The organism is Tenggerimyces flavus (genome assembly GCF_016907715.1).
In the GTDB taxonomy this organism is placed as follows: Bacteria; Actinomycetota; Actinomycetes; order Propionibacteriales; family Actinopolymorphaceae; genus Tenggerimyces; species Tenggerimyces flavus.
Window position 1 is genome coordinate 6,177,444 of the sequence record NZ_JAFBCM010000001.1, and the last position, 26,853, is coordinate 6,204,296.

Genomic DNA, 26,853 nt, shown 5'->3' on the forward strand with positions numbered 1-26,853 from the left:
TTGTGGCCAGAACGGAGGCTTTACGTCGCACTCCGCGCGAAAGACGGGTCAGCCGCCGGAGATGCCGAGCTCGGCGGCGGACAGCTCGTCGCGCGTCCCGTCGGTGTCGTCGAGCCAGCCGTACGGCAGCGTGACCGGCCGCGGCGCACCCTGGCGGCCGCGCGGCTGGCCGAGCTCGTGCGCCGGGAACGGCTCTGCCGGGTCCAGCTCCGCGAGCAGCCGGTCGAGCTCGTCGAGCGAGGAGAGCATGCCGAGCTCGGTGCGTACGCGGGTGCCGACCGAGAAGCCCTTGAGGTACCACGCGACGTGCTTGCGGAACTCCCGGCAGGCGCGGTCCTCGCCGTCGTACGACGCGAGCAGCTCGACGTGGCGGCGCATCATCACCGCGACCTCGCCCAACGTCGGCAACGGCGGCGCGTCCTCGCCAGCGAACGCCGCGGCCAGATCGCGAAACAGCCAAGGCCTTCCGAGGCAGCCGCGCCCGACGACCACACCGGCGCAACCTGTGGTTGACACCATGCGCAACGCGTCGGACGCCTCCCAGATGTCGCCGTTGCCGAGTACCGGGATCGAGACATGCTCGACCAGGTTGGCGATCGCCGACCAGTCCGCCTTGCCGGAGTAGTGCTGCACCGCGGTCCGCCCGTGCAGCGCGATCGCCGCGGCACCGGACTCCTCGGCGATCCGACCGGCGTCGAGGTAGGTCAGCTTGTCGTCGTCGAGTCCCTTGCGGGTCTTCATCGTCACCGGTACGCCGTACGGCGCGGCCGCCTCGACCGCCGCGGACAGGATGCGGCCGAGCAGCACGCGCTTCCATGGCAGCGCCGCTCCCCCGCCGCGCCGGGTGACCTTGGGTACGGGGCAGCCGAAGTTCAGGTCGACGTGCCGGACGCCGTACTCCTCGCACAGGATCGCGGTCGCCTTGCCGACGTAGGTGGGATCGACGCCGTACAGCTGCACCGACCGCACGGTCTCGCCGGGCGAGAACACCAGCATGTCGCGGGTCTTCTCGTCACCCTCGACGAGCCCGCGGGAGGTGATCATCTCGCAGACGTACAGCCCCGCGCCCTGCTCAAGGCAGAGCGCACGGAACGCGGCGTTCGTGACACCGGCCATCGGCGCGAGCACGACGGGCGGGTCAACGGTCAGCGGACCGATCCGGAGCGGGGGCGTGGGCACGGTGTCGATGGTACGTGGGCCTACTTGGCCGGCAGGAAGATCAGCGAGCCGTCGTTCAGCAGCTCGCCGAAGTAGGTCGTGTTCGTCCCGGTGATGTCGGTGACCGTGCAGGACAGGCCGTCGTTCTTGCCGACCTTGACCAGCTTCAGCGCCTCCATCGAGCAGGCCACCTTCGCCGGCTTGTAGGACTGGCGGGTGAGCTCGTGCAGCGCCTTCGGCTTGGAGACCGGGAGGTACGTCGCGTTCCACTTGAGCTTGACGTCCTTGGTGCCCACGGTCGCGTCGATCTCGTACCGGACCGTGATCCCGCCGGTGAGCATCACGTCACAGGCGAACGAGTGGTCGCCGCGCTCGGCGAGCTTGCTCTCGGAGATGTCGCAGTCGGTCTCGGCCTTCTTGTCGTACACGCCGAGGGAGTTCCATGCGATCTGGCGCAGGCTGAAGTCGAGCCGGGTCAGCTCCGGGGTGTCGTCGTCTGGGGCCTTCGGGACCTTGGGGTTGGGGAACGCCTTCGCCGGCTGCTTCAGCGCGGGCAGCGTGACGGGCTTGCTCGGCGACGGTGGCGGGGACGGGGCGCTGGACTTGGTCGGCGGGTCCTGCGTCTTCGGCTTCGGCGCGTTGGCGTCCTCGTTGGCGTTCGTCGAATGCGCCACCAGCAGCGTCGAGTCGAACGCGCCCAGACCGGCGGCGACCGCGACGCCGAGCGTCCCGGCCGCGGCGATCGCGGTCAGGAGGCGCAGTGGAGCGGTGGGTTTCATTCGCGACCTCAGCAACCAACCAACCGTTGCGCGAGGTAGCCCGGCACCTCGGCGGCGGGTACCCGTTCCTGCTTCATCGAGTCGCGTTCGCGCACGGTCACAGCGTCGTCCTCCAGCGACTCGAAGTCGATCGTCACGCAGTACGGCGTACCGATCTCGTCCTGCCGGCGATAGCGGCGCCCGATCGCGCCGGCGTCGTCGAACTCGACGTTCCACGACATCCGCAACGTGCTCGCGAGCTGCTTGGCCTTGGGCGACAGGTCGGGGTTGCGGGACAGCGGGAGCACGGCGACCTTCACCGGGGCGAGGCGCGGGTCGAGCCGCAGCACGGTGCGCTTCTCGAGCACGCCCTTGGCGTTCGGGGCCTCGTCCTCGGTGTAGGAGTCGAGCAGGAACGCGAGCACGGAGCGGGTCAGGCCGGCGGACGGCTCGATGACGTACGGCGTCCAGCGCTTGCCCTTCTCCTGGTCGAAGTAGGACAGGTCGACGCCCGACTTCTGCGAGTGCACGTTGAGGTCGTAGTCGAAGCGGTTGGCGATGCCCTCGAGCTCGGAGAACTCGTCGCCGCCGAAGCGGAAGCGGTACTCGATGTCGACGGTCCGCTTGGAGTAGTGGGAGAGCTTCTCCTTGGGGTGCTCGAAGAAGCGGAGGTTGTCGGGGTTCATGCCGAGGCCGACGTACCAGTCCCAGCGGGCCTGCAGCCACTCGTCGTGCGCCTGCTCGTCGGTGCCGGGCTCGACGAAGTACTCCAGCTCCATCTGCTCGAACTCGCGGGTGCGGAAGATGAAGTTTCCGGGCGTGATCTCGTTCCGGAACGACTTGCCGACCTGCGCGATGCCGAACGGCGGCTTCTTGCGGGCGGCCTGCATGACGTTCGCGAAGTTCACGAAGATGCCCTGGGCTGTTTCTGGCCTGAGGTAGTGCAGGCCTTCTTGGCTCTCGACCGGCCCGAGGTTGGTCTTGAGCAGGCCGTTGAACATGCGCTGCTCGGTGAACGCGCCCTTCGCTCCGCAGTGGGTGCAGTTGACGTCGGAGAGGTCCGGCTGGGGTGGGCGTCCGTGCTTGGCCTCGAACGCTTCCTCGAGGTGGTCGGCGCGGAACCGGCGGTGGCAGGCCTGGCACTCGGTGAGCGGGTCGACGAACGCCTCGACGTGGCCGGAGGCCTCCCAGACCTGCTTGGGGAGGATCACGCTCGAGTCGAGACCGACGATGTCGTCCCGGCCCTGCACCATGCTGCGCCACCACTGGCGCTTGATGTTCTCCTTGAGCTCGACGCCGAGCGGACCGTAGTCCCAGGCGGAGCGGGTGCCACCGTAGATCTCGCCGCACGGGAAGACGAACCCGCGTCGCTTGCAGAGGCTGACGAGGGACTCGATGCGATCTACTGGCACGCCTGGACTCTCCATCCGGCTGGCTGTCGGCGAGGGCAAGTCGTCCCACGATAGCCAGGTGCGCAAGGGGTTGGCTTGCCGGCCCACCCGTGAGATGTGACCGAACGCACGGCCCGGCGCGGCATGTCGTGGCCGATCTGGGCGCCTTTGCCCCGATTCTCCGCCGCGACGCTTTCGAGGCGGACGTGGCTGGGGTTGGCTGGGTCGGGGGACCCCTGTCCGAACCTATGGGACCAGGGCGCCCCTCACCCCAACCTCTGCGCGCGACCCCTGCCCGTGATCATGTACGTGATCGTGAAGGCAAACCCGGCGTATTCGACCAGTTCGCCTTCATGATCACGTTCATGATCACGGGGCCTGGCGGGCAGCTGGCGGATGGGCGGCCGTTGGGACGAGGGTGCCCCCGACCCAACACCGGTCAGGTTTCGATAGAGGGACGCCCTCATTCGGAACGGGGAGGGCTGGGACGTAGGCTCCGTGCATGTCCAACCGCCGTCGGTCCCAGCAGGGCGCTGCCCGTTCGCGTCCCGCCGCACCCGCGGGCGCCGGTGCTGGTGCTGGTGCGCGACCGGAGGCCATGCGGCCGGCGTCGCCGGGGTTCCGCGGCAAGGTCGAACGGGTCAGCTATCCCGTCCTCCGCGGTCTGCACCGGCAGCCGCGCTGGCTCGTGGTCGGCGGGCTGGTCGTCCTGCTCGTCGCCGGGCTGCTCGCGCCGAAGGTGGTCGCCGTACCCGCGCTCGCCGTGGCGGTCGCATTCCTCGGCTGGCTGACCTACCTGGCCTGGCCCGAGGTGCACGGCAGCCGGCGGCTGGTCCGCATCGTCGCGCTCGTTCTCGCGGTCGCCGCCGTCGTCATGCGCGCCGTCACGTAGCCAGCCGCAGCCACCAGCCAGCTGGGCACCATCCGCCTTTGCCGCGTGCGCCGATCGTCCAATGATCATGTTTACACGGCGAGCAGGCACTTCACCTGGCGCCGACTCCACGTAAAGCACCCAATGACCGTGTAAACATGATCATTGGCGGCAGCACGCGACGCCGGGCGATGACCCCCCCGTGCTCGACAACGCCTCGTAGTTGGTCACGCACTGTGTGTATCTTGAGATAGAGCCAGTTTGACAGTTACGAAGAGTAAGTTGAGAATGATTCTCATGTTCTTGCGTGCTTCTCGACTTCTGCCCGCCCTCGCCGTGGTCGGCGCCCTCGCGCTCGCGGCTTGCGGGACCAACGGCACCGCCGGTACGGGCGGCGGTGACAAGCTCGAGGTCGTCACCGCGTTCTATCCCCTCCAGTACGCGACCGAGCAGGTCGCCGGCGACCACGCCACGGTCAGCAACCTCACCAAGCCCGGCGCCGAGCCGCACGACCTGGAGCTCACCCCGCAGGACGTCGCGCAGCTGAGCGAGGCCGGCCTGGTCGTCTTCCTGCACGGCTTCCAGCCGGCCGTCGACGACGCCGTCGAGCAGGAGGCCAAGGACCGGAGCCTCGAAGTGAGCACGGCCGCCGACCTCAGCCGCCCCGCGGTCGAGGAGGAGCACGAAGGCGAAGAGGCGCACGCCGCCGAGGAGCTCAAGCACGACCCGCACTTCTGGCTCGACCCGACCAGGCTCGCCAAGGTCGGTACGGCCATCGCGGACAAGCTCGCCGAGGTCGACCCAGACAACGCCCAGGCGTACAAGGACAACGCCGCCAAGCTGAGCCAAGACCTCAAAGCCATCGACGAGGAGTTCAAGCAGGGCCTCGCCAGCTGCCAGAACAAGGATCTCGTCACCAGCCACCAGGCGTTCGGCTATCTCGCCGACCGCTACGGCCTCACCCAGGTCGGCATCAGCGGCCTCACGCCCGAGCAGGAGCCGTCGCCGGCGAAACTCGCCGAGGTGTCGAAGTTCGTTCGCGATCACCAGGTCCGTACGATCTACTACGAGACGTTGGTGAGCCCCACGATCGCCGAGACCGTCGCCCGCGAGACCAACGCGCAGACGGCCGTGCTCGATCCGCTCGAGGGCGTCACCGACGATTCCGCCGCCAAGGACTACCCGGGCGTCATGCGAGCCAACCTGCAGGCGCTCGAGAAGGGTCAGAGCTGTTCGTGACCGACGCACCCGCGATCAGGGTCCGCGGCGCCACCGTGGCGTTCGGCGACCGGCCGGCGCTCCGGCAGGTCGACCTCGACGTCGCGACCGGTGAGGTGGTGGCACTGCTGGGTCCGAACGGGTCCGGCAAGTCCACGCTGATCCGCGCGATCCTCGGGCTGACCCCGCTCGCGGCCGGCACGATCGAGCTGTTCGGCGTTCCGTCGGCGCGGTTCAAGGACCGCGGCAGGCTCGGGTACGTTCCCCAACGCCACACCGTCGGCGGCGGCGTTCCGTCCACCGTGCAAGAGGTCGTCAGCTCCGGACGGCTGTCGAGGCGGCCGTTGTTCGCGCCGTTCCTCGGCTCGGCCGACCGCGAGGTCGTCTGCGACGCGATCGCCACCGTCGGGCTGACCGAGAAGCTCACGGCGCCGGTGTCCACGTTGTCGGGCGGCCAGCAGCGTCGCGCGCTCATCGCCCGCGCCCTCGCGGGGCAGCCGGACGTGCTGATCATGGACGAACCGTTCGCCGGCGTCGATGCGCCGAACCAGCAGATTCTCGCGCGTACGTTGGGAGATCTGGTCGAACGAGGCGTCACGCTGCTGCTCGTCACGCACGAGATCGGACCGATCGCCGCGCTGCTGAACCGCGCGGTCGTCCTCAGCCACGGCCACGTCGTGCACGACGGCGCACCGGACCAGGCGCTGCTCGACCGGTACGGCAATGGCGACCCGCACGCCGGATCCCCAACGCCAGCGAGCGAAACCGTACAGCTAGGCAATCTCAACGGATCGAGCTGACCGGTGGAGATCCTCGAGTTCGGCTTCATGCAACGGGCGCTGCTCGCCGCGTTGCTGATCGGCCTGACCGCGCCGGCGGTCGGCATCTACCTCGTGCAGCGGCGGCTCGCGCTGATCGGCGACGGCATGGGCCACGTCGCGCTCACCGGCGTCGGCCTCGGCCTGCTCACCGGGCAACAGCCGGTGTGGGTCGCGCTCGCGGTGACGGTCGCGGGTGCGGTGGCGATCGAGCTGATGCGGGCGCGCGGCCGAACGTCGAGCGATGTGGCGCTGGCAGTGCTGTTCTACGGCGGCATCGCGGGCGGCGTCGTGCTGCTGGCGAAGGCACCGAGCGGGACGCCGGCGAGCGTGACCGCGTACCTGTTCGGCTCGATCACCTCGACGACGCCGAACGACCTCGCGGTGTTCGCCGTACTCGCGGTCGTCGTGCTGGTGACCGCGGTCGGCTTGTCGCGCGTGCTGTACACGGTCGGCGGCGACGAGGAGTACGCGCGGGCGTCCGGACTGCCGGTGCTGGGCATGAACATCCTGCTCGCGATCATGGTCGCGGTCACCGTTGTCGTTTCGATGCGCGTCGTCGGGCTGTTGCTGGTGAGCGCGTTGATGATCGTTCCGGTGGCGACGGCGCAGCGGTTGGGTCGTTCGTTCGTCGGAACGTTGGGCGCCGCGATGGTGATCGGCGTGCTCGTCAGCGTGGGCGGCGTGGTGACGTCGTTCTATGCCGACACCCCGTCCGGCGGAACGATCGTGCTGCTGGCGATCGGCTTCTTCCTGGTCGCGACGATCGGCTCGATGGTGTGGGCGGCGGCGTTCCGGCGTTCGCATTCGGAGGCCGAGGACCACCTGCACCGGCATGGTCCTACGTGCGGTCACGAGGTGGTGACGCACGAGGATCACGTGGACTATTTGCACGACGGCCACCGACACGCCGTGCATGGGGCGCACTATGACGAGCACTGAAGTCGGGCTACTCCTGGGTAAGCTGGCGTGATGGGAGGTATCGACGTGAAGACCAGCCCAAGGCTGCGGTCGACCCGGCAGCGCACGGCGGTGGCGGAGTTGCTCGACAACGTCGAGGACTTCCGGAGCGCGCAGGAGATCCACGCGTTGTTGCGCTCGAAGGGTGACGCGGTTGGCCTGACGACGGTCTACCGAACGCTGCAGTCCCTCGCCGACGCCGGCGAGGTGGACGCGATCCGCACCGACGACGGCGAAACCGTCTACCGTCGCTGCGAGAACGCGCGGCACCACCACCACCTGGTCTGCCGCTCGTGCGGCCGAACGGTCGAAGTGCAAGGTCCCACGGTGGAGAAGTGGGCCGACCGCGTCGCCGCCGAAGCCGGCTTCGTCGACGTCACCCACACCCTCGAAGTCTTCGGCACCTGCGCCGACTGCGCCAAGAAACAGCCGCGCTAGCCACACAACCGGACGAGCGCGCCATCGATGGGCGCCACCCCGTCGAGGGCATCGGCGGGATTCCACCAGATGATCTCGGAGATCTCGTCGTTCGGCTCGAACGGCAATGGCCGGTCGATCACGCCGCGATAGATCGCCAGCGACTCGACCCGCTCGGCGGGCGCGTACCAGCAGTGCGCGAACGCCACGAAGTCGAGCTCGTCGGGCCGTTGCCCGCTCTCCTCCGCGAGCTCGCGGAACGCCGCATCGCGCGAGGTCTCCCCCGGATCGATCATGCCGCCGGGCAGCTCCCACACCTGGCGAAACCGGTTGAAGACCTGCAGGCACTCCTCACCACGCCAGAGCACCACCAGCGATGCGGTGAGCGGTCCCTCCTGGGTGGCCCGGTCGAATCCGAACAGGGTGCAGCCGTCGGGCTGGACGACCGGGAGCGCGAGCACAGCTAGCGGATGGTGCCGCGGGTGGATTCGGCTTTGCCGTAGCGGCGGTCGCGTTTGGCGAACTCTTCGATCGCGCGCCACAGGTCGCGGCGGTCGAAGTCGGGGAACAAGGTGTCCAGGACGACGATCTCCGCGTACGACGCCTGCCACAGCAGGAAGTTCGACACCCGTTGCACCCCGGACGACCGCACCACCAGGTCCACGTCCGGGATGTCCGGGTGGTACAGGTACTTCCCCACCGTCCGTTCGTCGACCCGATCCGCCCGCAGCCGCCCCGCGGCCACATCGGCGGCGATCGCACGCACGGCGTCACCGATCTCGGCGCGGCCGCCGTAGTTCACGCAGAACTGCAACGTGATCACGTCGTTGTCGACCGTCTGCCGCTCTGCGGACTCCAGCTCCGAGATCACCGACCGCCACAGTCGCGGCCGACGACCCGCCCACCGCACACGCACGCCCATCGCGTCGAGCTCGTCGCGGCGGCGGTGGATCACGTCGCGGTTGAAGCCCATCAGGAACCGCACCTCGTCCGGCGACCGCCGCCAGTTCTCGGTGGAGAACGCGAACGCCGACAGGTACTTCACGCCGATCTCGACCGCACCCGCGATCACGTCGAACAGCGAGCTCTCCCCCTGCTCGTGCCCCTTCGTCCGCGGCAGCCCGCGCGCCTTCGCCCAGCGCCCGTTGCCGTCCATGATCAGCGCGACGTGCCGCGGCACCAGCTCCGACGGCAGCACTGGCGGCCGAGCACCCGAGGGATGCGGCTCGGGCGGGGAGAACGTACGGCGACGCGGGCTCACCGCGCGATCCGCTCGACGTGCGGCAGCGAACGCAACCCACGCTCCAGATGCCATTGCAGGTAAGCGGAAACCAACCCCGTCGCCTCTCGTTGGTGCCGTTGCTCGGCCACATCGGCCACCGCCCAGTCCCCCGCCAGCAGCGCGCCGAGCAGGACGATGGTCTCGCCCGCCGGCATAGCCACGCCGGTCGGCCGGCAGTTCGCGCAGATCATCCCACCTGCCGCCGGCGCGAAAGCCCGGTGCGGCCCGTCGCTGCCACAGCGCGCGCACGCGTCGAACGACGGCGCGTACCCCGCGACCGCCAACGAGCGCAGCAGGAACGAGTCGAGGATCTGCCCCGCGTCGTGCGCGTTCGACGCCATCGACTTGAGCGCGGCGGCGAGCAGCAGGTACTGCTGGGTGGCCGGCTCGCGCTCCTCCGCGGTGAGCCGTTCCGCCGCCTCGAGCATCGCGGTCGCCGTGGTGTACCGCGGGTAGTCGGTGCACATCGCCTCGCCGTGCGGGGCGATCGTCACGACCTGGGTGATCACGTCGAGCGACCGGCCGACCGCGAGCTGCAGGTCGACCTGGCTGCACGGCTCCAGTCGAGCGCCGAACCGGGACGTCGTACGCCGCACGCCCTTGGCCACCGCGCGGATCCGGCCGTGGTGCCGGGTCAACAGCGTGATGATCCGGTCGGCCTCGCCGAGCTTCTGCGTGCGCAGCACCACGGCTTCGTCGACGTACAGGGTCACCGGAACAGTGTCTCAGCTAGGCGAGCGAAAGCAGCGAAAGCGCCGCGATCGCGTTCATGATCAAATGGACGACGATCGCCGGCCCGAGCCGATCGGTCTGCATGCGGACGAAACCGAGCACCAGCCCCGCGGCGAACAGCAGCGCCACCCGAGTCGGCTCCAGGTGCACGACGGCGAACAGCAGGGCCGTGACCAGCAACGTCAGCCAACGGTGCAGGCCGCGGCGGCGGAGCGCCGACCACCACATCCCACGGAAATGCAGTTCCTCGACGAACGGTGCCAGCACCGCGATCACCGCCAGGAAGTACACCTGCCACGGCGCGCTGGCGTTCGTCGCGACCGTGCCGACGGTCGAGGTCGGCTGCGTGCCGGTGATGCCGGCGTAGATCACGACGAACGCGGCCGCACAGGCGAAGACCACGACCGCGCCCAGGATGCCGATGCCGAGGTCCACCCAGCGGAACGTCAGGTGCAGATCCGCCCGGACCCCGTTCCCGCGCGCCCGGGCGACGAGCAACGGCCAGCCCGCCAGGCTCAGCCACGCGACCGGCGTCGCGATGATGCTGGCGGTCACCGCGTCGACACCGAGGTAGACCGGCAACGCCAGCGCCAGGCCGAACGAGATCACCACGAAACCGAGCAGCGACCCGATCGCGTGCAGTACTCCCCAGCGCGGCGCGGGCAGGACCTGGGTCGCGGCGAAGTCCTGTGTGGCGGGCGGTGGAGGCGGGCCGTACGGGTACGTCACCGTTCCCATCTTTCCGGCTCCTCGATGTTTGCGCCTCCTCGACCCGGGCAGGGGGTTTCAGGACGTACCGTCGAAAGAATTGCTAGGAGACGTCTTCGTGCTCACACTGACGAACAACGCCGCGACAGTCATCAAGTCGCTGACCAGCAACGATGCGTTGCCGGACAGCTCCGGTCTGCGCATCGCGGCTCGCCAGGAGAATCTGGAGAGCCTGCAGCTCGGCGTCGCGCCAGAGCCCGTTCAGGGTGACTCGGTCGTCGAGGACCAGGGCGCACGCGTCTTCCTCGGCGAGCACGCCCACGACATGCTGGACGAGATGATCCTGGACGCCGAGGTCGACGAACAGGGCAGCGTGCAGTTCTTCCTCGCGTCCCAGGCGGCGGCGCGAGCGGACACGCAGCAGTCGAACGGGCAGCAGCCCCAGGACTGACTCGATCTAGATGAGCCCTCTGTGAGGGGCGGCCGCGTCCGTGTGCTGGGTAGGGGCACTCGGGCCGCGGGCAGGAGGTCGGTGATCCGCATGGATGCGGCGGGTGACCGACCTCCTGCAACGTCTGGGCCCTGTCTGGCAAATAGCGCCGGTCATCGCGCGTAGCGCGATGGCGCGCGGCGCCCCGCGCCCGTATGGGCGTGGTGCAGGAGGAACTCATATTGGTTATATGGGTGACGATGTGCACCGCGGCCAGACGGGATGTGGGGTGTCGCGCGCCAGGCGATCTTTGCCAGACAGGGCCTAAGACCGTCTGACTTCTTCGAGCAGGGCCTGGATCTCTTCCCGCCGGTCTGAGTCCTCGGCCGGCAAGGCTTCCAGCACCGCCGCGAGCACCGGCTCGGCTTCCTTCGGCCGGTCCAGGTCGACGAGCAGCCGACCTCGCAACGTCTCGGCGATCGTGGCCTCCGCCAGCTCGCCGATCGACCGGAATCCCGCGCTCGCCTCGATCGTCCGGGGCAGCGCCTCCTCGAACCTCTCCGCCGCCGCCAGCAGGCGTGCTCCCTCGTAGCTGAGCAACGCACGCTTCCAGACCGTCTCGGGCTCGTCGCCGGTGAGCGTCGTGGCGACCGCGTCGGCTCGGGCGAGCGCGGCGAACGAACGCTCGTTGTCCTCCGCCCAGTGCCACGACTTGGCGGCTCGGGCCCAGTTCTCCAGCTGGTCCGGCGCTCCAGCCTCGAGAGTCGCGTACGCCTCGGCCGCCAGCGTGAACCGTTCCGCCGCCGCGGCGTCCCGGTCGGCCTTGTCGAGGAGCTCCCCCGCGGTCGCGTGCATCTGTCCGGCACCGGCGACGTTCTCCTGCGCGAGGCAGTGCGCGACGACGTCGTCGAGCAGCGCCAGCGCGGCGTCGGGCTGGTCGAGGTCGCGATGCACCTTGGCCAGCAGGAACTTCGCGCGCGCGGTCTCGTCCGCGTCGCCGAGGCGCTCCAGCACGGGGATCGCCTCTTCGGCCGCGTCGGCTGCCTCGTGGAGGTGGCCCGCGGTGTGCGCGGCGTACGTCAGCTCCACCCGCGCGTACGCGGCCCGCTCCACGTCCGACACCGCCAGCAGGTCCGCGACCGCGCCGGTGAGCGCCTCGTACGCCTCCTGCATGCGCTCGAGGTCCAGCCCGAGCCGGCCGCGGAGGTACAGCGCCTCGCCACGCAAGGTGGGTTCGTCGACGCTGGCAGCCAACCCGGTCAGGTCGAACGCCTTCTCCAGCTCGCCGTTCGCCGCCTGGAAGCCGGCGGCCATGAACTGCAGGTGGCGGAGGCGGCCACAGTCACCGCCGGCCTCCTGGTAGAGCGTGATGCCCCGGTCCAGGTGTGCCAACGCGATCGTGAGCGCCTCCTCGTCGTCGCGATGGGACACGACGTCCGCCAGGTGCTGCGCGATGCTCCCGCGCAGTGCCGGCGACACGGCCAGCCCGTCGGCGTGCTCGAGCCCCGCGGACGCCTCGTCCAGCTGACCCAGGACGAGCCGAGCCATGCCGAGCGACACCCACGCCCGTGCTTCCTCGTCTGGGTCTCCGAGGGTCGACAGCGTCGCGATCGCGTTCTCGATGTCCGCGAGGTCGTCCGGCGCCAACTCCTCGGCGCCGCGCGGGATCCCGAGGCGGGACAGCATGACCTGCCGGCGGACCTCGTCTCCGCCCTCGGCATACAGAGCAGCCGCCTGCTTCCCGAGGTCCCATCCTTCCTCGTCGCCGGTCGCCATGAGGTCGATCGCCCGCGCGGCCAGTCGCTGAGCGAGCAACAGGCCTTGGGGTTCGGGGCACACCTCGTCGAAGCGCGCCCAGGCGGCCGCTTCGGCGGCGAGATTACCGAGGCGCCCTTGCAGCAGCGCGTGATCGGCGAGCTCCTGCGGCGACTCGGGCAGCGGTGGCAAGGCGGGCGCGGTCTGCTGGGCGGCCGCCGCACGCCGAGCCGGCCCGGACAGCGGCAGGTGGTCGGTGACGGGCTCGGCGTTCAGCAGGTCCCTGATCGCCCTTCCCTGCGTGTCCGTTCCGTTCCGGGCGTCGAAGCGCGCGACCAGGTCGAGCGCGCGGGTGCGCAGTTCGTCGGCCAACGCGCCGACGGACTCCTCGCCGACGGGCAGGTGCCTGCCGCCGCCCGCCGACACCTGCTCCAGAACGAGCGCGCAGGACGCGCTGAACCGCATGTCCGCCCACGGCGACGGCGCCTCGTCGAGCCACGGCAGATGCCGTTCGATCAGCTCGAGCGCCCTTGCCTGGTTGCCGGTCAGGCCGCAGAACGCGATGTGGTCGCCGACGTACTCGAGCTCGGCGCGGTTGGCCTGAAGCGCGCGATACCCCTGCCGGTGGGCCGCGGCCGCCTCCTCCAGCCGCCCGGTGTGCAGGTACGGCGGGAGCAGTGCGGTCAGCATCGAGTGCGGCTGCTCGATGCAGGTCAGCTCGCCGCTGAGGACGTTCAGACCGAGCGCGACTGCTTCCTCGTCCTGTCCCAACCAGCGCAGGTGATTCACCTTCGCGGTCGGCTCGCAGCCGACGCAGTCCGACAGCTCACCGCGGGGCGCGGCGCACCACAGCCGGTACTGCTCGCGGGCCGTCTCGACGTCGCCGACGTGCGCCGCGACCTGCTGGCGGTACTGGTGAACCGGGTTCAGCGACTCCCCCGCGAGACGGTAGCGGCGTTCCATGTCGTCCAGCACCGCGTACGTACGGTCGAGCGGCACCTCGGGGAACTTCGTGAGGGCGTTGACCATCCACTTGAAATGCCACAGCAGCGTGTAGACGTCCTCGCCCTCGAGCTTCACCTCGCCGCGGTCGTACGCGTCGAGGCACCACGAGAACGTGACGAACGACTTCCCCGGCTCGCCGCCGTAGGTGTACGCGTGCGTCGCCCGCATCCGCGCGGCGAACTGGAGGTCCTTCGCGCCGAGCGCGTCGGCGTGCCGGACGACCTCCTCGACCACCGCGATCTGGCCGCGTCCGAACGGCAGGTTTCCCGCGTTCCACAACCGCTCGCGCAGCTCGTCCTCGTTCACTGGTGGTCCTCCGTGGGTACGGCCTGGTCGAGCAGGCCGAGGAACGAACGGTTGAGCAGCTGCGCGTCGGCAGGGCGGATCGGGTGGTACCCGAGCAGCAGGGCCTGACCGTACAGCGCCTCCACCGCGAGCCGGACGAGCTCCGGGTCGGTGAGGCCGCAGATCCTTTTGACGAGCGGGTTGCGGTGGTTGAGCACGAGCTGTGGCCGGTCGGTCGTCGGTTTGTCGAACGCCGACAGCACTCCTGCCCACAGCTCGTCGACCCTCTCGCGGGTGGCGCGCAGCTCGTTCTGGAACGCCGCGGCGCGGTCGATCAGGAACAGGACGGACAGCGAGGTCGGGTCGTACGAACGCAGCACGACCTCGCAGCCCATCGGGTCCATCGCGCGCTGGGCGGCCGCGAGGAACGGGCGAAGTGCCAACTCCTCTTGGGATTCCAGCGCCGAGAACGTGGTGGCGAGGTCGGTCGGGTCGAGCCTGGTGACGACGAGCGACGGATCGATTTGAGGCAGCCGTTCGATGATCTCGGTGTCGTAGGCGTAACCCCCGTTGACCAAAGCGAGGTCCTGCGCTGCGGCGGCCGCCGCGAGCTGGCGGAAGTCGTCGGTGGTCGCGGTGTAGCGGATCGTCCCGTAGCGCGCGCGGAAGTCCGACAGCGTCATCCGCCCGAAGTTGGTCTCCACCGGCATCCACAGGTCGACCAGGCGAAGCATCTCCTCGTCGTGCAGGGCGAGCGCCTTGACGCCGAGGTGGTGGATCCCGAGGAACCGCGCCAGCTTCTTCGAGTCCGTACGGGCGAGCCCGACCAGCCAGCCGCGCAGCTGGTCGCCGAGCGCTTCGCGGGTCGCGTCGAGCAGGCTGTCGTCGTACAGCGCCTCCCGGCTCGCGGTGGGCCGCAGCTCGGCGGTGTCGACGACGCAGCGGGCGAAGAACGCCCACTTCGGCAACAGGCCTTCGGCGGTCTCCGCGAGCAGCATGCGCTTGAGGTAGACGCGGTTTCCGCCGCGGTCGGCGGGGTTCGCCGGGAACGGCAGCACGTACGCCACGCCGGACAGGCCGGCCTCGGGGACGTCGAGCTCGATCACGTCGAACGGCGTGAAGCCGAACGTGTCCTGGGCGTAGCCGACAAGGTCGGCTTGACGCAGGCCGCTCGGCCTTTCGTCGGCGCGCCAGGGCGTGCCGTCGCCGCTGACGCGCTGGCCGGCCACGGTGACGGGGAACGGGAGCATCGAGCCGTACAGCGCCGCGAGCTCTTTGACGGTCGGGACCTCGAACCACTGCTCGGCGCCCGCCCTTGTCTTGAGGGTGACCGTCGTTCCGGGGGCGTCCCTGCTGCCTGGGCCGATCTGGTACGTGCCGTCGCCGCGGCCGACCCACTCGACGGCCGGGTCGCCGGCGACCGAACGCGTGACGACGCGGATCTCGTCGGCGACGAGGAACGCCGACAGCAGGCCGATGCCGAACTGGCCCAGGAACTCGTGCCGCGCGAAGCCGAGGTCGTCGCGCTTGGAGCTGCGGCCGATGGTCGCGAGCAACTCGTGCACCTGCTGTTCGGTGAGGCCGATGCCGCTGTCGGTGATCGTGAACGTACCGTCGGCGACGGCCACGTCGATCTCGGTCGGCGCGCTCGCGTCCTGTGCGCGGCGGGCGGTGACGGCGTCGACGGCGTTCTGCAGCAGCTCGCGAACGTACACCCGCGGGCTGCTGTACAGGTGGTGACTGAGCAGGTCGACGACTCCACGAAGATCGACCTGGAAGGTGCGGTTCAGGTTCTTGTTCTCCCCCACTGGCTGACACGCTGCCGGGCAAGTGTGGCACCGTTCGCGATCGGCGGCACGTGAGAATGGCCCAATGAGCGACCTGTTGCAACGTCTCGAGACCTACTACGACGCCTCGCCGCGGCCGACGGCCCGGACCGAGGAGATCGGCCCGTTCACGCTGTTCGTGGCGACGGGTGCGTCCGCCTACTATGCGCGACCGCGGCTGGGCTACGCCGGCACGTTCACGGTCGCGGAGGTGGCGGCGGTCCGGGCGCGGCAGGAGGAGCTCGGCGTCCCGGTCGCGTTCGAGTGGGTGCACGAGAACTCGCTGTCGCTGGCCGAGGTGGCGGCCTCGGCCGGGCTTTCGGTGGGGTCGTACCCGCTGCTGGTGCTGTCGGAGCCGTTGCAGCCGTCCACGCCTTCCGGGGTGCGGCTGCGGCTGCTTGCTTCCTCCGACCCGGCCGTGGGGGTGGCGAACGCGGTGCTCGCGGTGGGCTTCGGCGCGCCGGGGACTGCTTCCGGGCCTCAGGGGGTGGCGGAGCGGGACGCGGCCTTGGCCTCGTCGGACGAGGACGACGACCGGACGGCGTACGTGCGGGAGCTGATCGAGCGGAACCTGTATGTCTTCGCGGTCGCCGAGGACTCGTCGGGACCGGTGGCGGGCGGCCTGCACCTCCCGCGCGGCTCGGTGACCGAGGTCGCCGGCGTCGCGACCCTGCCCACCCACCGCCGCCGCGGCATCGGCGCCGCCGTGACCGCCCTGCTGGTCGCGGACGCCAAGCAACGCGGCATCGACGTGGTCTTCCTGTCGGCGGGCTCGGAGGAGATCGCCCGCGTCTACGAACGCGCCGGCTTCCGCCGCTTCGCCACCGCCGGCATCGCCTCCCTCCCCGAGTAGGCGCGACTTCCCTTTCCGGAACGGGGTCGCGCGAGGTGGCAGCACGGTCTCCAACCCCGGTTCGGCAAGGGAAGTGGCGCAGGTTGTGGATGACGGGCACCCCACAGCCAGCACCCGCACCACCGCCAGCGCCCGGGCCGCCGGGGCCTCCTGTCGGCAGCGGCATCGCGGCTGTCCCCAGGTTGGCGCGACTTCCCTTACCGGAACGGGGTTCTGCAACGTGGCAAAGGGCTGTCCAACCCCGGTTCGGCAAGGGAAGTCGGGCGAGCTGTGGATGACGCCCGCACTGCCAGCCGCCCGACCGCTAGCTCCAGTGCCTGGGCCGCCGGAGCCGCCATCACCCTGGCCGCCACCACCCCGTGCCGCCAGCTCCCCACCCCTCCTGTCGGCAGCGGCATCGCGGTTGTCCCCAGGTGGGGGCACTTCCCTTACCGGAACGGGGTTCTGCAACGTGGCAGAGGGCTCCCCAACCCCGGTTCGGCAAGGGAAGTGGCGAACCCCGCTGACCAAACCTGGTCGGTACGTCTGGACACCCCCGGCGCCCGCACGTAACGTCCAGGACATCGAAGCGTTTCGACGTTACCAGGAGCGCCGCACATGACTGACCGACCGCTGCGGGCGCTGCTGGTGGGCGCGGGTGGGATGGGGCGGGGCTGGTCGCAGGCTCTCGCCCGGAACGGCGACGTCCAGCTCGTCGGGATCGCCGACATCGACGACGCCCGGGCCGAGGAGCTCGCCCACACCCACGACCACGACGTCGCCACCGCGAAGACCCTCGACCACCTGCTCGAGACCACCATCGAGGCGGACTTCGTCGTCGACGTCACGATCCCCGAAGCCCACCACGCCGTCACGATGACCGCGCTCAACGCCGGCCTGCCCGTGCTCGGCGAGAAGCCGCTCGCCGCCACGCTGCCCGAGGCGCTCGAGCTCGTCGCGACCGCCGAGGCCACCCAAACGCTGTTCATGGTCAGCCAGAACCGCCGCTACATCGACACCATCAAGACCTTCAAGGCCTACACCCAACGGCTCGGCGCCCTCGGCGCGGTCGTCGCGAACTTCTTCAAAGCCCCCCACTTCGGCGGCTTCCGCGACGAGATGGCGCACCCGCTCATCCTCGACATGGCGATCCACACGTTCGACGGCGCCCGCTTCCTCACCGACCAGGACCCGGTCGCCGTCTACTGCGACGAGTACAACCCGCCGTGGAGCTGGTACGCCGGCGACGCCGCCACGACGGCGATCTTCGAGCTGATCGGCGGCCTGCGCTTCGTCTACACCGGGAGCTGGTGCAGCCCCGGCCAGGAGACCTCCTGGAACAGCGCCTGGCGGGTCAGCGGCGCGAACGGAACCGCCCAGTGGGACGGCGACAACGCACCCACGCTCGAGCTCACCGATGACAGCACCGACACCCCCGACGTACAGACGATGGAGCACTCCGGCCTGGACGGATCGCTGCGCGAGTTCGTCGAAGCGGTACGCAACGGCAGCACCCCGATGGGCGAGTGTCACGACAACGTCGTCAGCCTCGCCATGGTGCACGCGGCGATCGTGTCCGCGACCACCCAGCAATGCGTTCTCATCGCCGACGTGCTGGAGCAAGCCCGCACCGAGGCACTCACCAGGGCGACCGGTCCGGCGCTCGACGTTCTCAAAGCCTGGACGACGCTCATCCCGCCATCACGCTGAACGCGGAGGAGGTCCGCACCATATGAGTGACAACGGACTGTCAAGGCGCGGTTTCCTCTATGGCACTGCCGTCGCGGCCGCCACCGCGACGCTGGTCGCATGCACGGGAAACACCAACCCTGGAACGCAAAACCCGACCAGCAGCGGAGCCGCGTCGACCGGCAAGGGCTCGGAGAAGGAGCCGCTCGAGCCACCGGCGACGTTCCAGGAGGCACCCGCGCTCGCCGCCCAGGTCAAGGCGGGCAAGCTCCCGCCGGTCGCCGAGCGGCTGCCTGAGAAGCCGTACGTCGTCCCGCACAAGTGGCTCGCTCCCGGCAAGTACGGCGGCACGATGCTGATGCCGGGCAACGAGGGCGTGGACGTGACCCAGAAGGAGTTCATGTATGGGCACTCGCCTCTGCGCTGGTTGAACGACGGCCTCGACTTCGGGCCTGGGCTGGCGGAGAGCTGGGAGTCGAACGACGACCAGTCGGAATGGACGCTGCACTTCCGCAAGGGGCTGAAGTGGTCGGACGGGCACCCCTGGACCACCGAAGATGTCATGTTCTGGTGGGAGGACATGGTCCTCAACGAGGAGTTCGCCGAGGGCATCCCGGACGAGGCGCGTTCCGGCAAGGGCACGGTGGCCAAGGTCACCGCGCCCGACGACCTCACGATCGTGCTCACCTACGACGCGCCGTCGCCGATGGTGCCGGAGATCATCGCGAACTGGGTGAAGCGGGGCATCGGCGCCGGATGGATGGAGCCGAAGCATTACGTGAAGCAGTTCCACCCCAAGTACAACAAGAACGTGCCGAAGGACTGGCCGACCGCGTTCGACGCGAAGCGCAACGCGGTGCAGAACCCGGACGTGCCGGTGATGACGGGGTGGCAGCTCGCGAAGTACCAGGAGAGCTTGGCCAGTACCTACCAGCGCAACCCGTACTACTGGGTGGTCGACCCGGACGGGAATCAGCTGCCGTACCTCGACTCGATCTCGTTCACTGTGATCGCTAACGTCCAGACGCGGAAACTGCAGATGCAGCAGGGCAAGTTCGACTTCGTGCACGGGCGGTTCGCCGGCCTGGTGCTGTCGGACATCTCAGGGCTGCGGTCGACGCAGTCGCGCAGCGGTATGCAGATGACCTTGTGGGACAGCGGGTCCGGGACCGGCTCGATCTTCTTCTTCAACCAGGACTACTACGAGCCGGAGATGCGGGCGTTGATCCGCAAGCCCGAGTACCGGCAGGCGTTGTCCCTGGCGTTCAATCGGCCGGAGGCGCGCAAGGCGATCTACTACGACACCGGCGAGCTCACCACGGGCACCTACAGCCCGAAGACGAGAGAGTTCCAACGCGGCGACGGCAAGTCGCTGTACGAGCAGTGGCGCGACTCGTTCAGCAAGTACGACCCGGAGCAGGCCAAGAAGATGCTGGACGAGCTCGGCGTGGTCGACAAGAACGGCGACGGCATGCGCGAACTCCCGAGCGGGAAGAAACTCGTCGTCTATCTCGACTATCAGGCCGAGGAGGAGCCCAGCGGCGAGCACATGCAGAAGAACGAGCTGCTGAAGAAGAACTGGGAAGAGATCGGGATCGAGACCAAGCTGAACCCGGTGCCGAACGCGGCCTGGGACGCTACCTGGGCGACCGGGAAGCTGATGAGCCGGACAACTTGGGAGACGAGCACGGTCAGCGTCGCGGCCGACATGGTGTGGATGCTGCCGATGGAACCGTCGCGGTGGGCGCCGCTGCAGGGGCAGTTCTACGCGATGCGGGGAACGCCTGCGGAGACGGAGGAGCTGGACGTCGACCCGTTCAAGCGGACGCCGCCGCGGATGGAGCCCGAGCCCGGCGGACCGGTCGAACGGATGTGGCAGCTGTCGGACCAGATCCGGGTCGAGGCGGACCTGCTGAAGCGGGACAAGCTCGTCGCGGACCTGGTGAAGATCCACGTGAACGAGGGCCCGTTCTTCATGGGCTCGGTGGCGAACTACCCGGCGATCGAGCTTGTCAAGAACGGGTTGCGCAACATCCCGACGCGCGAGAACACCGCGCTCGGCGGCTTCACCAACGACTGGCACTACCCGGTGCCGGCGGCGTACGACCCCGAGACCTGGTTCTGGGACGACCCGTCAGCCCACAGCTAGCGATGCTTGCCGCCGGGCGCGCTTGGGCATGAGTCCAGGCGTACCCGAGCGGGAGGATCGAGCGATGCCAGTGCCGAGGAGAACGTTCCTGTACGGGGCGGCGGTCGCCGCGGCGAGCACGACGCTGGCGGCCTGCAGCGGTGATGGCGACGGTGGGAACGGTGACGCGGACTCGACCGGCGCACCCAGCTCCAAGCTGAAGGGCTCGGAGCCGAAGCCGCTCGCGCCGCCGAGCGAGCTGCACGAGTCGCCGATCCTGGCCAAGGAGGTCGAGGCGGGCAAGCTGCCGCCACTCGCGGAGCGGCTGCCGGCGAACCCGTACGTCGTCCCGCACCGCTGGCTGTCCCCCGGCAAGTACGGCGGCACGCTGCGCATCCCGGGCAACCCGCCGGTGGACACGTCGCAGAAGGAGTACATGTACGGCCACTCCCCGCTGCGCTGGTTGAACGACGGTCTCGACTTCGGGCCCGGGCTGGCGGAGAGCTGGGAGTCCAATGCCGACCAGTCCGAGTGGACGTTGCATTTCCGCAAGGGCCTGAAATGGTCGGACGGGGAGCCGTGGACGACCGCGGACGTCGTCTTCTGGTGGGAGGACATGGTCCTCGACGAGGAGTTCGCCGAGGGCATCCCGGACGAGGCGCGCTCCGGCAAGGGCACGGTGGCGAAATTGGCCGCGCCGGACGACCACACGATCGTGCTCACCTACGACGCGCCGTCGCCGATGGTGCCGGAGATCATCGCCAGCTGCGTGAAGCGCGGCGTCTGCGGGAGCTGGATGGAGCCGAAGCACTACCTCAAGCAGTTCCATCCGAGGTACAGCAAGAACGTGGCGAAGGACTGGCCGACCACGTTCGACCAGAAGCGGAACGGAATCCTCAACCCGGACGTGCCCGTGATGACCGGCTGGCGGCTCGCGTCGTAACGCGAGAGCCAGCTCAGCACGTACGAGCGGAACGCGTACTACTGGGCCGTCGACCGCGACGGCAACCAGCTGCCGTACCTCGACAGCATCGTGTTCCAGATCAACGACAACGTGGAGACGCGGAAGCTGCAGATCCAGCAGGGGCAGTTCGACTTCGTGCACGGGCGGTTCATCGAGCTGACGTTGAAGGACGTGTCCGCGCTGCGGCAGTCCGAGTCGCGCAGCGGCATGCAGATGACCTTGTGGGACACGGGATCCGGCACGGGGTCGATGTTCTTCTTCAACCAGGACTACTTCGAGCCGGAGCTGCGTGCTCTGATCCGGGAGCCGAAGTTCCGGCAGGCGTTGTCGCACGCGTTCCGTCGGGAGGAGGCACGGCGGGCGATCTACTACGAGAGCGGCGAGCTGACGACGGGGACGTACAGCCCGAAGACGCGCGAGTTCCAACGCGGGCAGGGGAAGTCGCTGTACGAGCAGTGGCGCGACTCGTTCATCAAGTACGACCCGGCGCTGGCGAAGCGGCTGCTCGACGAGCTCGGCGTGGTCGACAAGGACGGCGACGGCAAGCGGGAGCTGCCCAGCGGAAAGAAGCTCGTGGTCTCGCTGGACTACCCGGCCGACATCGACCCGAGCGGTGAGCACCTGGCCAAGAACGAGCTGCTCAAGCGCGACTGGACCGCGATCGGCGTCGAGACCAAGCTCAACCCGGTCTCGCCCGAGGCCTTCGCGGCGACGTGGGCGGCCGGCAAGCTGATGAGCACGACGGCGTGGGAGGTCAGCACGGTCACGTTCGCGGCGGACATGCTGTGGCTGATGCCGATGGAGACGACCCGCTGGGCGCCGCTGCAGGGGCAGTTCTACGCGGTGCGCGGCACGCCAGCGGAGAAGGAGGAGCTCGACGTCGACCCGTACGCCCGGACGCCGCCGCGGATGGAGCCCGACTCAGGTGGCCCGGTCGAGCGGCTGTGGGCGTTGTCGGACCAGATCCGGCTGGAGGCCGACGTCCTGAAGCGGGACAAGCTGGTCGCCGACATGGTGCGGATCCACATCGAGGAGGGGCCGTTCTTCATGGGCTCGGTCGCGAACTACCCGGCGATCGAGCTGTACCGCAAGGGCCTGCGGAACGTTCCGGCGCGGGAGAACACCGCCTTGAACGGCTTCACCAACGACTGGCACTACCCCGTACCCGCCGTCTACGACCCCGAGACCTGGTACTGGGACGACCCCGCCGCCCACAGCCAGTGAGGTCCGGCTGGGTCGGGGGCACCCCTGTCCGAACCTATGGGACCAGGGTGCCCCTCACCCAAACCATCGCCGCTGACTGGCCGAGGCCTGACTGGGTCGGGGGCACCCCTGTCCGAACCTATGGGACCAGGGTGCCCCCGACCCAAACGACCGCGCGCGTCAGGTGGCGGTGCGGGACACGCGGTTGACGGCGGAGATCACGGCCTTGAGGGAGGCGGTCACGATGTTGGCGTCGATGCCGACGCCCCAGCTGGTCTGGCCGCCGACCTCGCACTCGACGTACGCGGCCGCGGTGGCATCGCCGCCGGAGCTCAGGGCGTGCTCGGTGTAGTCGAGGACGCGAACGTCGAAGCCCACGTCGCGAATCGCGCACACGAACGCCGCGATCGGGCCGTTGCCGTCGCCGGTGAGCGTCTTCCGTTCGCCGTCGACGTACACGTTGACGGTCAACGCGTCGCGCTGCCCCTCGGCCGCGGACGTGTGCACGGAGTTCAGCGCCAGCGGTCCCTCGCCGGAGAGGTACTCGGCCTGGAAGATGCGCCAGATCTCGTCCGGCGAGACCTCGCCGCCCTCGTCGTCGGTGAAGCCCTGTACGACCCGGCTGAACTCGATCTGCAGCTTGCGCGGCAGGTCGAGCTGGCGCTCGGCCTTCATCACGTACGCGACGCCGCCCTTGCCGGACTGCGAGTTCACCCGGATGACAGCTTCGTACGTCCGCCCGACGTCCTTCGGGTCGACCGGCAGGTACGGCGCCTCCCACGGGAACTCCGACACCGGCACGCCAGCGTCGGACGCGGCGCGGGTCAGCGCCTCGAGGCCCTTCTTGATCGCGTCCTGGTGCGAGCCGGAGAACGCGGTGTAGACGAGGTCGCCCGCGTACGGGTGCCGCTCGTGCACGCCGATCTGGTTGCAGTACTCGACCGTGCGGCGGATCTCGTCGATGTCGGAGAAGTCGATCTGCGGGTCGATCCCCTGGGTGAACAGGTTCAGGCCCAGCGTCACCAGGCAGACGTTGCCGGTGCGCTCGCCGTTGCCGAACAGGCAGCCCTCGACGCGGTCCGCGCCGGCCAGCACCGCGAGCTCGGCGTCGGCGACGGCCGTGCCGCGGTCGTTGTGCGTGTGGACCGACATGCAGACGTGCTCGCGCCGGGACAGGTTGCGGCTGACCCACTCGATCTGGTCGGCGTAGACGTTCGGCGTCGAACGTTCAACCGTACAAGGCAGGTTGAGGATGATCTCGCGGTCCGGACCGGGCTGCCACGCGTCCATCACGCCCTCGCAGACGTCGAGCGTGTAGTCCAGCTCGGTGTCCATGAAGATCTCGGGCGAATACTCGTAGCCGAACTCGGTGCCGGACAGCAGCTGGTCGGCGTACTTCATCACGGCTTCGGTTCCGCGTACGGCGATCGCGCGGCACTCCTCGCGGTCCACGCCGAACACCACGCGCCGGAACAGCGGCGCGGTCGCGTTGTACATGTGCACGGTCGCGCGGTTCGCTCCGACCAGGGACTGCACCGTGCGTTCGATCAGCTCTTCGCGCGCCTGGGTGAGAACGGAGATCGTCACGTCCTCGGGGATCAGCCCCTGCTCGATGATCTCGCGCACGAAGTCGAAGTCGGTCTGGCTCGCCGACGGGAAGCCGACCTCGATCTCCTTGTAGCCCATCTTGACCAGCAGGTCGAACATCCGCCGCTTCCGCTGCGGGCTCATCGGGTCGATCAGCGCCTGGTTGCCGTCGCGCAGGTCGGTGGAGAGCCACCGCGGCGCCTCGGTCATCCGGGCTTCCGGCCAGGTGCGGTCCGGGAGCGCTACGGGCGGGAACGCGGCGTAGCGATGGAACGGCATCGGGCTGGGCTTTTGGCGGTTCGGCATGCGTGGGTCCTTCGTCTTCGCGGTTACTGCCTGGACGACGGCCGGGCGCGTGGCAATCTCCGCGACGAGGGACCGGCCTGTTAGAAGGCCCCGCCGCGGCAGCGAAGGAGGAGGCTCACGTACCGCATGATGCGTCCAGCTTAGCGGCCCGCGTAGCCGCCCTGGCAACTACCCAGCGACATCGAGGAGATCGAGCCGGTAACGGACAGCGGCGCCCGGGGGTACGGCGAGGCCGCCGGCCGTCGCGGTGAACCCCTTGCCGAGGCTCGCCGGCACAGAGACGAGGACCGTGCTGCCCGCCGGGACGCCGGCGAGCGCATCCAGCCAACCCGGCGGAACGGCACCGGGCTCGAGCACGAAGCCGTTCGGCGCACCGCGCCGGTACGAGGAGTCGAACACCGCGCCGTCCGGCCAGGCCAGACCGGTGTAGTGCAGGACGACCGTGCTCCCCCGCCGCGCCGTCGGCCCGAGGCCGCGCTTCAGGACCGCGGCGCTGAGGGTCGTCGGCGGCTCCTTGGCGGGCGGCGCGAGCCGTGGTTCGAACGCGCGCTTCGCCGGATAGCTGCCGACGAGGTCGAAGACGAGTACGAGGGTGTCGCTGGGCTCGACGTTCGCCGGCGCGATGCCGTCCTTGCCGAACCCGAGCTTGGCCGGCGCGATCAGCAGGATGCGGCTGCCGGCGCGCTTGCCGACCAGCGCGGTGTCCCATGCCTTCGACACCTGGCCGCCGCCGAGCTTCACCGAGGTCGGCTGCTTGGTGCGGAACGTGTCGAGGTACGGCTTGTTCTGCCGCCAGGTCCAGATCGCGACGTTCACGACCGCGACGTCGGTACGCGCGACGGTCCGCCCCTGCCCGGTCGACAGCACCTTGACGACCGGCTCGTCGGGTGCGGCGATGCGCGGGATGTCGACGACCGGCAGGGCGCCGAACTCCCCCTGCACGTGGGGAAGTGGCGTGCCGCAGCCCGCCGCCGTCGCGAGAAGGACGACGGCGGCGGGCAGCAGTCCGCGGATCACTTCTTCTTCGGGCTCTTCGCCGTCACCGCGGCGTGCGCGACGGTCACGTCGATCGCGTTCAGCCCGAGTACGGAGACGTGCGCGGCATTCGCGTACCCGCTCGTCGCCCTCGGGTCGAACTCGTACCGCCCGTTCGCGTCCTCGGTCGGCTTGCCGTCGGAGTCGGTCGTGACCTGCTCGTTCAGCACGACCTCGGCGAGCGCGGGCTCGCTGCGGTCCTCGGGAAGGCGGATGCCCAGGTTGGGCTCGATGTAGTCGGTCGGCACCTCGAGCAGCGGGCGGCCCAGCAGCGAGACGTACCCGGCGACCGGGCCCATGCCGCTGAACTTCAGCCGCTGCCGCCAGCTCGTCACGGCCACGCGCACGCCTTCGAGGTGCACGCCGACCAGGGAGAGCTGCTTGCCGCCGGGGATGATGTTGGAGATGTACGGGACGCCGACGTCGATCGATGTCGCGGCCGCCTCGGCGTGCGCGGCGCCCGGGTACGGCAGGTCCATCTGACCGGGGTTGCCGGAGACCGCGTTGCCGATCGCCTTCGTGTACGCGCCGGACGCGACGCCCAGTCCCACGGCGGGGATCAGCGGTGCTTGGGCTTCGGGAACGAGGCGAATGAGCTCCGAGCCGCCGCTGCGGACCTTGGGTGCGTCGGGCATCACCGGGTAGTGACTGGCGAACACCGCCTTGTCGGCGATGATGCCGTCGACGCGGACCAGCCAGGCGTGGGACTGCGGCGCCGGAACGTTCGGGATCACCGTTCCCCAGGCGGTGTCGGGACCGCCGCCGTCGCCGAGCAGACCGCCGCCGAGCAGGTCACCTCCGAGGAGGTCACCGCCAAGCAGGTCTCCGCCCAGGAGGTCGCCACCGAGCAGATCTCCACCGAGGAGATCGCCGCCCAGCAGGTCGCCACCCAGCAGGTCACCGCCGAGCAGGCCGCCGCTGTCCTCGGAGTCCTCGGAGTCGCCCTCTTCTTGGGAATCGCCATCGGACTCCTCGCCGCTACCGAGGAGGTCACCGAGCAGGGCGTCGTTCGACACCTCGTCGCTCGCCTCGTCGGCCGGCTCGGCCTCGTCCGCCGCCTCGTTGTCGGCCTCGTCGGAAGCTTCGCCGGAAGCCTCTTCAGGGGCTTCGTCGGAAGCCTCGTCGGCGTCTTCAGCGACGGCATCCTCAGACTCGTCAGCTTCGTCCGCCGACTCGTCGTCGCCGCCGAGCAGACCGCCCAACAAGGTCTGGCTGGACTGGTCCTCTCCCTGGCTGGACTCATCGTCCGCCCACGCCACTGGTCCAGCCGCCAACATCGCGACCGTCGCTACCAGAACGCTTGCTACCCGCACACGGTGTTTCGTCCGCATGAGACTGCCCCGTCTCAGTTGTCACATTAGTCACAAAAACACCGTTAGCGTACTTCTGTCCCATTCGCTCCACAAGACCCCGGAGAAATCCCCGAAAGCTACCGATGAGTTCTCGAAGGCGTGGCAGTCTCCTCTGCAACTTGCTGACGTACCAACGAGGAGCA

Annotated in this window: 22 protein-coding genes and 1 pseudogene; 11 read left to right on the forward strand and 12 right to left on the reverse strand. The window is 69.3% G+C overall.

The features are described from left to right. Nucleotides 1-48: 48 nt before the first annotated feature. From dusB to JOD67_RS29055, 3 genes are all read right to left on the reverse strand, one after another. Nucleotides 49-1,116: a tRNA dihydrouridine synthase DusB gene (gene dusB, locus JOD67_RS29045; RefSeq protein ID WP_205123215.1), complete on the reverse strand. Its 1,068-nt coding sequence runs from the start codon at nucleotides 1,114-1,116 to the stop codon at nucleotides 49-51. 83 nt (nucleotides 1,117-1,199) lie between these two features. After that, nucleotides 1,200-1,937 (reverse strand): hypothetical protein, encoded by a 738-nt coding sequence (locus JOD67_RS29050; protein ID WP_205120886.1) that lies wholly within the window; start codon nucleotides 1,935-1,937, stop codon nucleotides 1,200-1,202. 8 nt (nucleotides 1,938-1,945) lie between these two features. Next, nucleotides 1,946-3,328 carry a glycine--tRNA ligase gene (locus tag JOD67_RS29055; RefSeq protein ID WP_205120887.1) on the reverse strand — a complete coding sequence of 461 codons (1,383 nt, stop codon included), beginning with the start codon at nucleotides 3,326-3,328 and terminating at the stop codon, nucleotides 1,946-1,948. 481 nt (nucleotides 3,329-3,809) lie between these two features. On the opposite strand from JOD67_RS29055, the gene JOD67_RS29060 reads away from it, so the two are divergent. The 5 genes from JOD67_RS29060 (at nucleotide 3,810) to JOD67_RS29080 (ending at nucleotide 7,612) form a co-directional block, all read left to right on the forward strand. Continuing rightward, nucleotides 3,810-4,199, forward strand: coding sequence for a DUF6703 family protein (locus JOD67_RS29060; RefSeq protein ID WP_205120888.1), 390 nt, complete (start codon nucleotides 3,810-3,812; stop codon nucleotides 4,197-4,199). A gap of 276 nt (nucleotides 4,200-4,475) precedes the next feature. Further along, nucleotides 4,476-5,417, forward strand: coding sequence for a metal ABC transporter substrate-binding protein (locus tag JOD67_RS29065; RefSeq protein ID WP_239554091.1), 942 nt, complete (start codon nucleotides 4,476-4,478; stop codon nucleotides 5,415-5,417). Beyond that, on the forward strand, nucleotides 5,414-6,196 hold the full coding sequence (locus JOD67_RS29070; protein WP_307782591.1) for a metal ABC transporter ATP-binding protein: 783 nt from the start codon (nucleotides 5,414-5,416) through the stop codon (nucleotides 6,194-6,196). Before JOD67_RS29065 ends, JOD67_RS29070 begins: the two co-directional genes overlap by 4 nt. Nucleotides 6,197-6,199: 3 nt before the next feature. Continuing rightward, nucleotides 6,200-7,156: a metal ABC transporter permease gene (locus JOD67_RS29075; protein ID WP_307782592.1), complete on the forward strand. Its 957-nt coding sequence runs from the start codon at nucleotides 6,200-6,202 to the stop codon at nucleotides 7,154-7,156. Nucleotides 7,157-7,186: 30 nt separating this feature from the next. Next, a complete protein-coding gene (locus tag JOD67_RS29080) occupies nucleotides 7,187-7,612 on the forward strand; it encodes a Fur family transcriptional regulator (RefSeq protein WP_205120889.1) in 426 nt (141 codons plus the stop codon). Here the strand turns inward: JOD67_RS29080 and JOD67_RS29085 are convergent. From JOD67_RS29085 to JOD67_RS29100, 4 genes are read right to left on the reverse strand one after another with little or no spacing between them, the layout of a single operon-like run. Beyond that, nucleotides 7,609-8,052: an NUDIX hydrolase gene (locus JOD67_RS29085; RefSeq protein ID WP_205120890.1), complete on the reverse strand. Its 444-nt coding sequence runs from the start codon at nucleotides 8,050-8,052 to the stop codon at nucleotides 7,609-7,611. The two genes, JOD67_RS29080 and JOD67_RS29085, sit on opposite strands and share 4 nt — an antisense overlap. A gap of 2 nt (nucleotides 8,053-8,054) precedes the next feature. Next, a complete protein-coding gene (locus tag JOD67_RS29090; RefSeq protein WP_307782593.1) occupies nucleotides 8,055-8,852 on the reverse strand; it encodes an isoprenyl transferase in 798 nt (265 codons plus the stop codon). Further along, nucleotides 8,849-9,586 (reverse strand): DNA repair protein RecO, encoded by a 738-nt coding sequence (gene recO / locus JOD67_RS29095; protein WP_205120892.1) that lies wholly within the window; start codon nucleotides 9,584-9,586, stop codon nucleotides 8,849-8,851. The genes JOD67_RS29090 and recO overlap by 4 nt, the downstream gene beginning before the upstream one ends. A gap of 16 nt (nucleotides 9,587-9,602) precedes the next feature. After that, complete coding sequence (locus tag JOD67_RS29100) at nucleotides 9,603-10,343, reverse strand: CPBP family intramembrane glutamic endopeptidase (RefSeq protein WP_205120893.1); 741 nt, start codon at nucleotides 10,341-10,343, stop codon at nucleotides 9,603-9,605. Nucleotides 10,344-10,431: 88 nt separating this feature from the next. On the opposite strand from JOD67_RS29100, the gene JOD67_RS29105 reads away from it, so the two are divergent. Continuing rightward, nucleotides 10,432-10,764, forward strand: a complete 333-nt coding sequence (locus JOD67_RS29105) for a Fe-S cluster assembly protein HesB (protein ID WP_205120894.1) — start codon at nucleotides 10,432-10,434, stop codon at nucleotides 10,762-10,764. A gap of 303 nt (nucleotides 10,765-11,067) precedes the next feature. On the opposite strand, the gene JOD67_RS29110 is transcribed toward JOD67_RS29105, so the two are convergent. Both JOD67_RS29110 and JOD67_RS29115 read right to left on the reverse strand, forming a co-directional pair. Next, on the reverse strand, nucleotides 11,068-13,809 hold the full coding sequence (locus tag JOD67_RS29110; RefSeq protein WP_205120895.1) for a hypothetical protein: 2,742 nt from the start codon (nucleotides 13,807-13,809) through the stop codon (nucleotides 11,068-11,070). Beyond that, complete coding sequence (locus JOD67_RS29115) at nucleotides 13,806-15,596, reverse strand: HSP90 family protein (RefSeq protein ID WP_307782594.1); 1,791 nt, start codon at nucleotides 15,594-15,596, stop codon at nucleotides 13,806-13,808. Before JOD67_RS29115 ends, JOD67_RS29110 begins: the two co-directional genes overlap by 4 nt. Before the next feature lie 64 nt (nucleotides 15,597-15,660). On the opposite strand from JOD67_RS29115, the gene JOD67_RS29120 reads away from it, so the two are divergent. The 5 genes and pseudogenes from JOD67_RS29120 to JOD67_RS42135 form a co-directional block, all read left to right on the forward strand. Next, nucleotides 15,661-16,467 carry a GNAT family N-acetyltransferase gene (locus JOD67_RS29120; RefSeq protein WP_205120896.1) on the forward strand — a complete coding sequence of 269 codons (807 nt, stop codon included), beginning with the start codon at nucleotides 15,661-15,663 and terminating at the stop codon, nucleotides 16,465-16,467. A 597-nt stretch (nucleotides 16,468-17,064) separates the two neighbouring features. After that, nucleotides 17,065-18,156, forward strand: coding sequence for a Gfo/Idh/MocA family protein (locus JOD67_RS29125; protein ID WP_205120897.1), 1,092 nt, complete (start codon nucleotides 17,065-17,067; stop codon nucleotides 18,154-18,156). A 22-nt stretch (nucleotides 18,157-18,178) separates the two neighbouring features. Beyond that, entirely contained in the window at nucleotides 18,179-20,284 is a 2,106-nt protein-coding gene (locus JOD67_RS29130) for an ABC transporter substrate-binding protein (protein WP_205120898.1), read from the forward strand. A gap of 64 nt (nucleotides 20,285-20,348) precedes the next feature. Next, entirely contained in the window at nucleotides 20,349-21,206 is an 858-nt protein-coding gene (locus JOD67_RS42130; protein ID WP_307782595.1) for an ABC transporter substrate-binding protein, read from the forward strand. Nucleotides 21,207-21,233: 27 nt separating this feature from the next. Continuing rightward, nucleotides 21,234-22,451: pseudogene (locus JOD67_RS42135) on the forward strand (ABC transporter substrate-binding protein); the annotation flags it as partial. A 159-nt stretch (nucleotides 22,452-22,610) separates the two neighbouring features. Here JOD67_RS42135 and leuA read toward each other — a convergent pair. The 3 genes from leuA to JOD67_RS29150 all read right to left on the reverse strand — a co-directional run bounded on the left by leuA (nucleotide 22,611) and on the right by JOD67_RS29150 (nucleotide 26,689). Further along, nucleotides 22,611-24,323: a 2-isopropylmalate synthase gene (gene leuA / locus JOD67_RS29140; protein ID WP_239554093.1), complete on the reverse strand. Its 1,713-nt coding sequence runs from the start codon at nucleotides 24,321-24,323 to the stop codon at nucleotides 22,611-22,613. Nucleotides 24,324-24,491: 168 nt separating this feature from the next. Further along, nucleotides 24,492-25,340, reverse strand: coding sequence for an FKBP-type peptidyl-prolyl cis-trans isomerase (locus JOD67_RS29145; RefSeq protein WP_205120899.1), 849 nt, complete (start codon nucleotides 25,338-25,340; stop codon nucleotides 24,492-24,494). Continuing rightward, nucleotides 25,337-26,689: a hypothetical protein gene (locus JOD67_RS29150; protein ID WP_205120900.1), complete on the reverse strand. Its 1,353-nt coding sequence runs from the start codon at nucleotides 26,687-26,689 to the stop codon at nucleotides 25,337-25,339. Before JOD67_RS29150 ends, JOD67_RS29145 begins: the two co-directional genes overlap by 4 nt. Between the last annotated feature and the right edge of the window lie 164 nt (nucleotides 26,690-26,853).

What these genes read in the sequence shown, in the direction of transcription:
- dusB (WP_205123215.1), bottom strand. Translation starts at nt 1,116, where the DNA reads ATGGCCGGTGTCACGAACGCCGCGTTCCGTGCGCTCTGCCTTGAGCAG.
- JOD67_RS29050 (WP_205120886.1), bottom strand. Translation starts at nt 1,937, where the DNA reads ATGAAACCCACCGCTCCACTGCGCCTCCTGACCGCGATCGCCGCGGCC.
- JOD67_RS29060 (WP_205120888.1), top strand. Translation starts at nt 3,810, where the DNA reads ATGTCCAACCGCCGTCGGTCCCAGCAGGGCGCTGCCCGTTCGCGTCCC.
- JOD67_RS29065 (WP_239554091.1), top strand. Translation starts at nt 4,476, where the DNA reads ATGTTCTTGCGTGCTTCTCGACTTCTGCCCGCCCTCGCCGTGGTCGGC.
- JOD67_RS29080 (WP_205120889.1), top strand. Translation starts at nt 7,187, where the DNA reads ATGGGAGGTATCGACGTGAAGACCAGCCCAAGGCTGCGGTCGACCCGG.
- JOD67_RS29100 (WP_205120893.1), bottom strand. Translation starts at nt 10,343, where the DNA reads ATGGGAACGGTGACGTACCCGTACGGCCCGCCTCCACCGCCCGCCACA.
- JOD67_RS29120 (WP_205120896.1), top strand. Translation starts at nt 15,661, where the DNA reads ATGAGCGACCTGTTGCAACGTCTCGAGACCTACTACGACGCCTCGCCG.
- JOD67_RS29125 (WP_205120897.1), top strand. Translation starts at nt 17,065, where the DNA reads ATGACTGACCGACCGCTGCGGGCGCTGCTGGTGGGCGCGGGTGGGATG.
- JOD67_RS29130 (WP_205120898.1), top strand. Translation starts at nt 18,179, where the DNA reads ATGAGTGACAACGGACTGTCAAGGCGCGGTTTCCTCTATGGCACTGCC.
- JOD67_RS42130 (WP_307782595.1), top strand. Translation starts at nt 20,349, where the DNA reads ATGCCAGTGCCGAGGAGAACGTTCCTGTACGGGGCGGCGGTCGCCGCG.
- leuA (WP_239554093.1), bottom strand. Translation starts at nt 24,323, where the DNA reads ATGCCGAACCGCCAAAAGCCCAGCCCGATGCCGTTCCATCGCTACGCC.
- JOD67_RS29150 (WP_205120900.1), bottom strand. Translation starts at nt 26,689, where the DNA reads ATGCGGACGAAACACCGTGTGCGGGTAGCAAGCGTTCTGGTAGCGACG.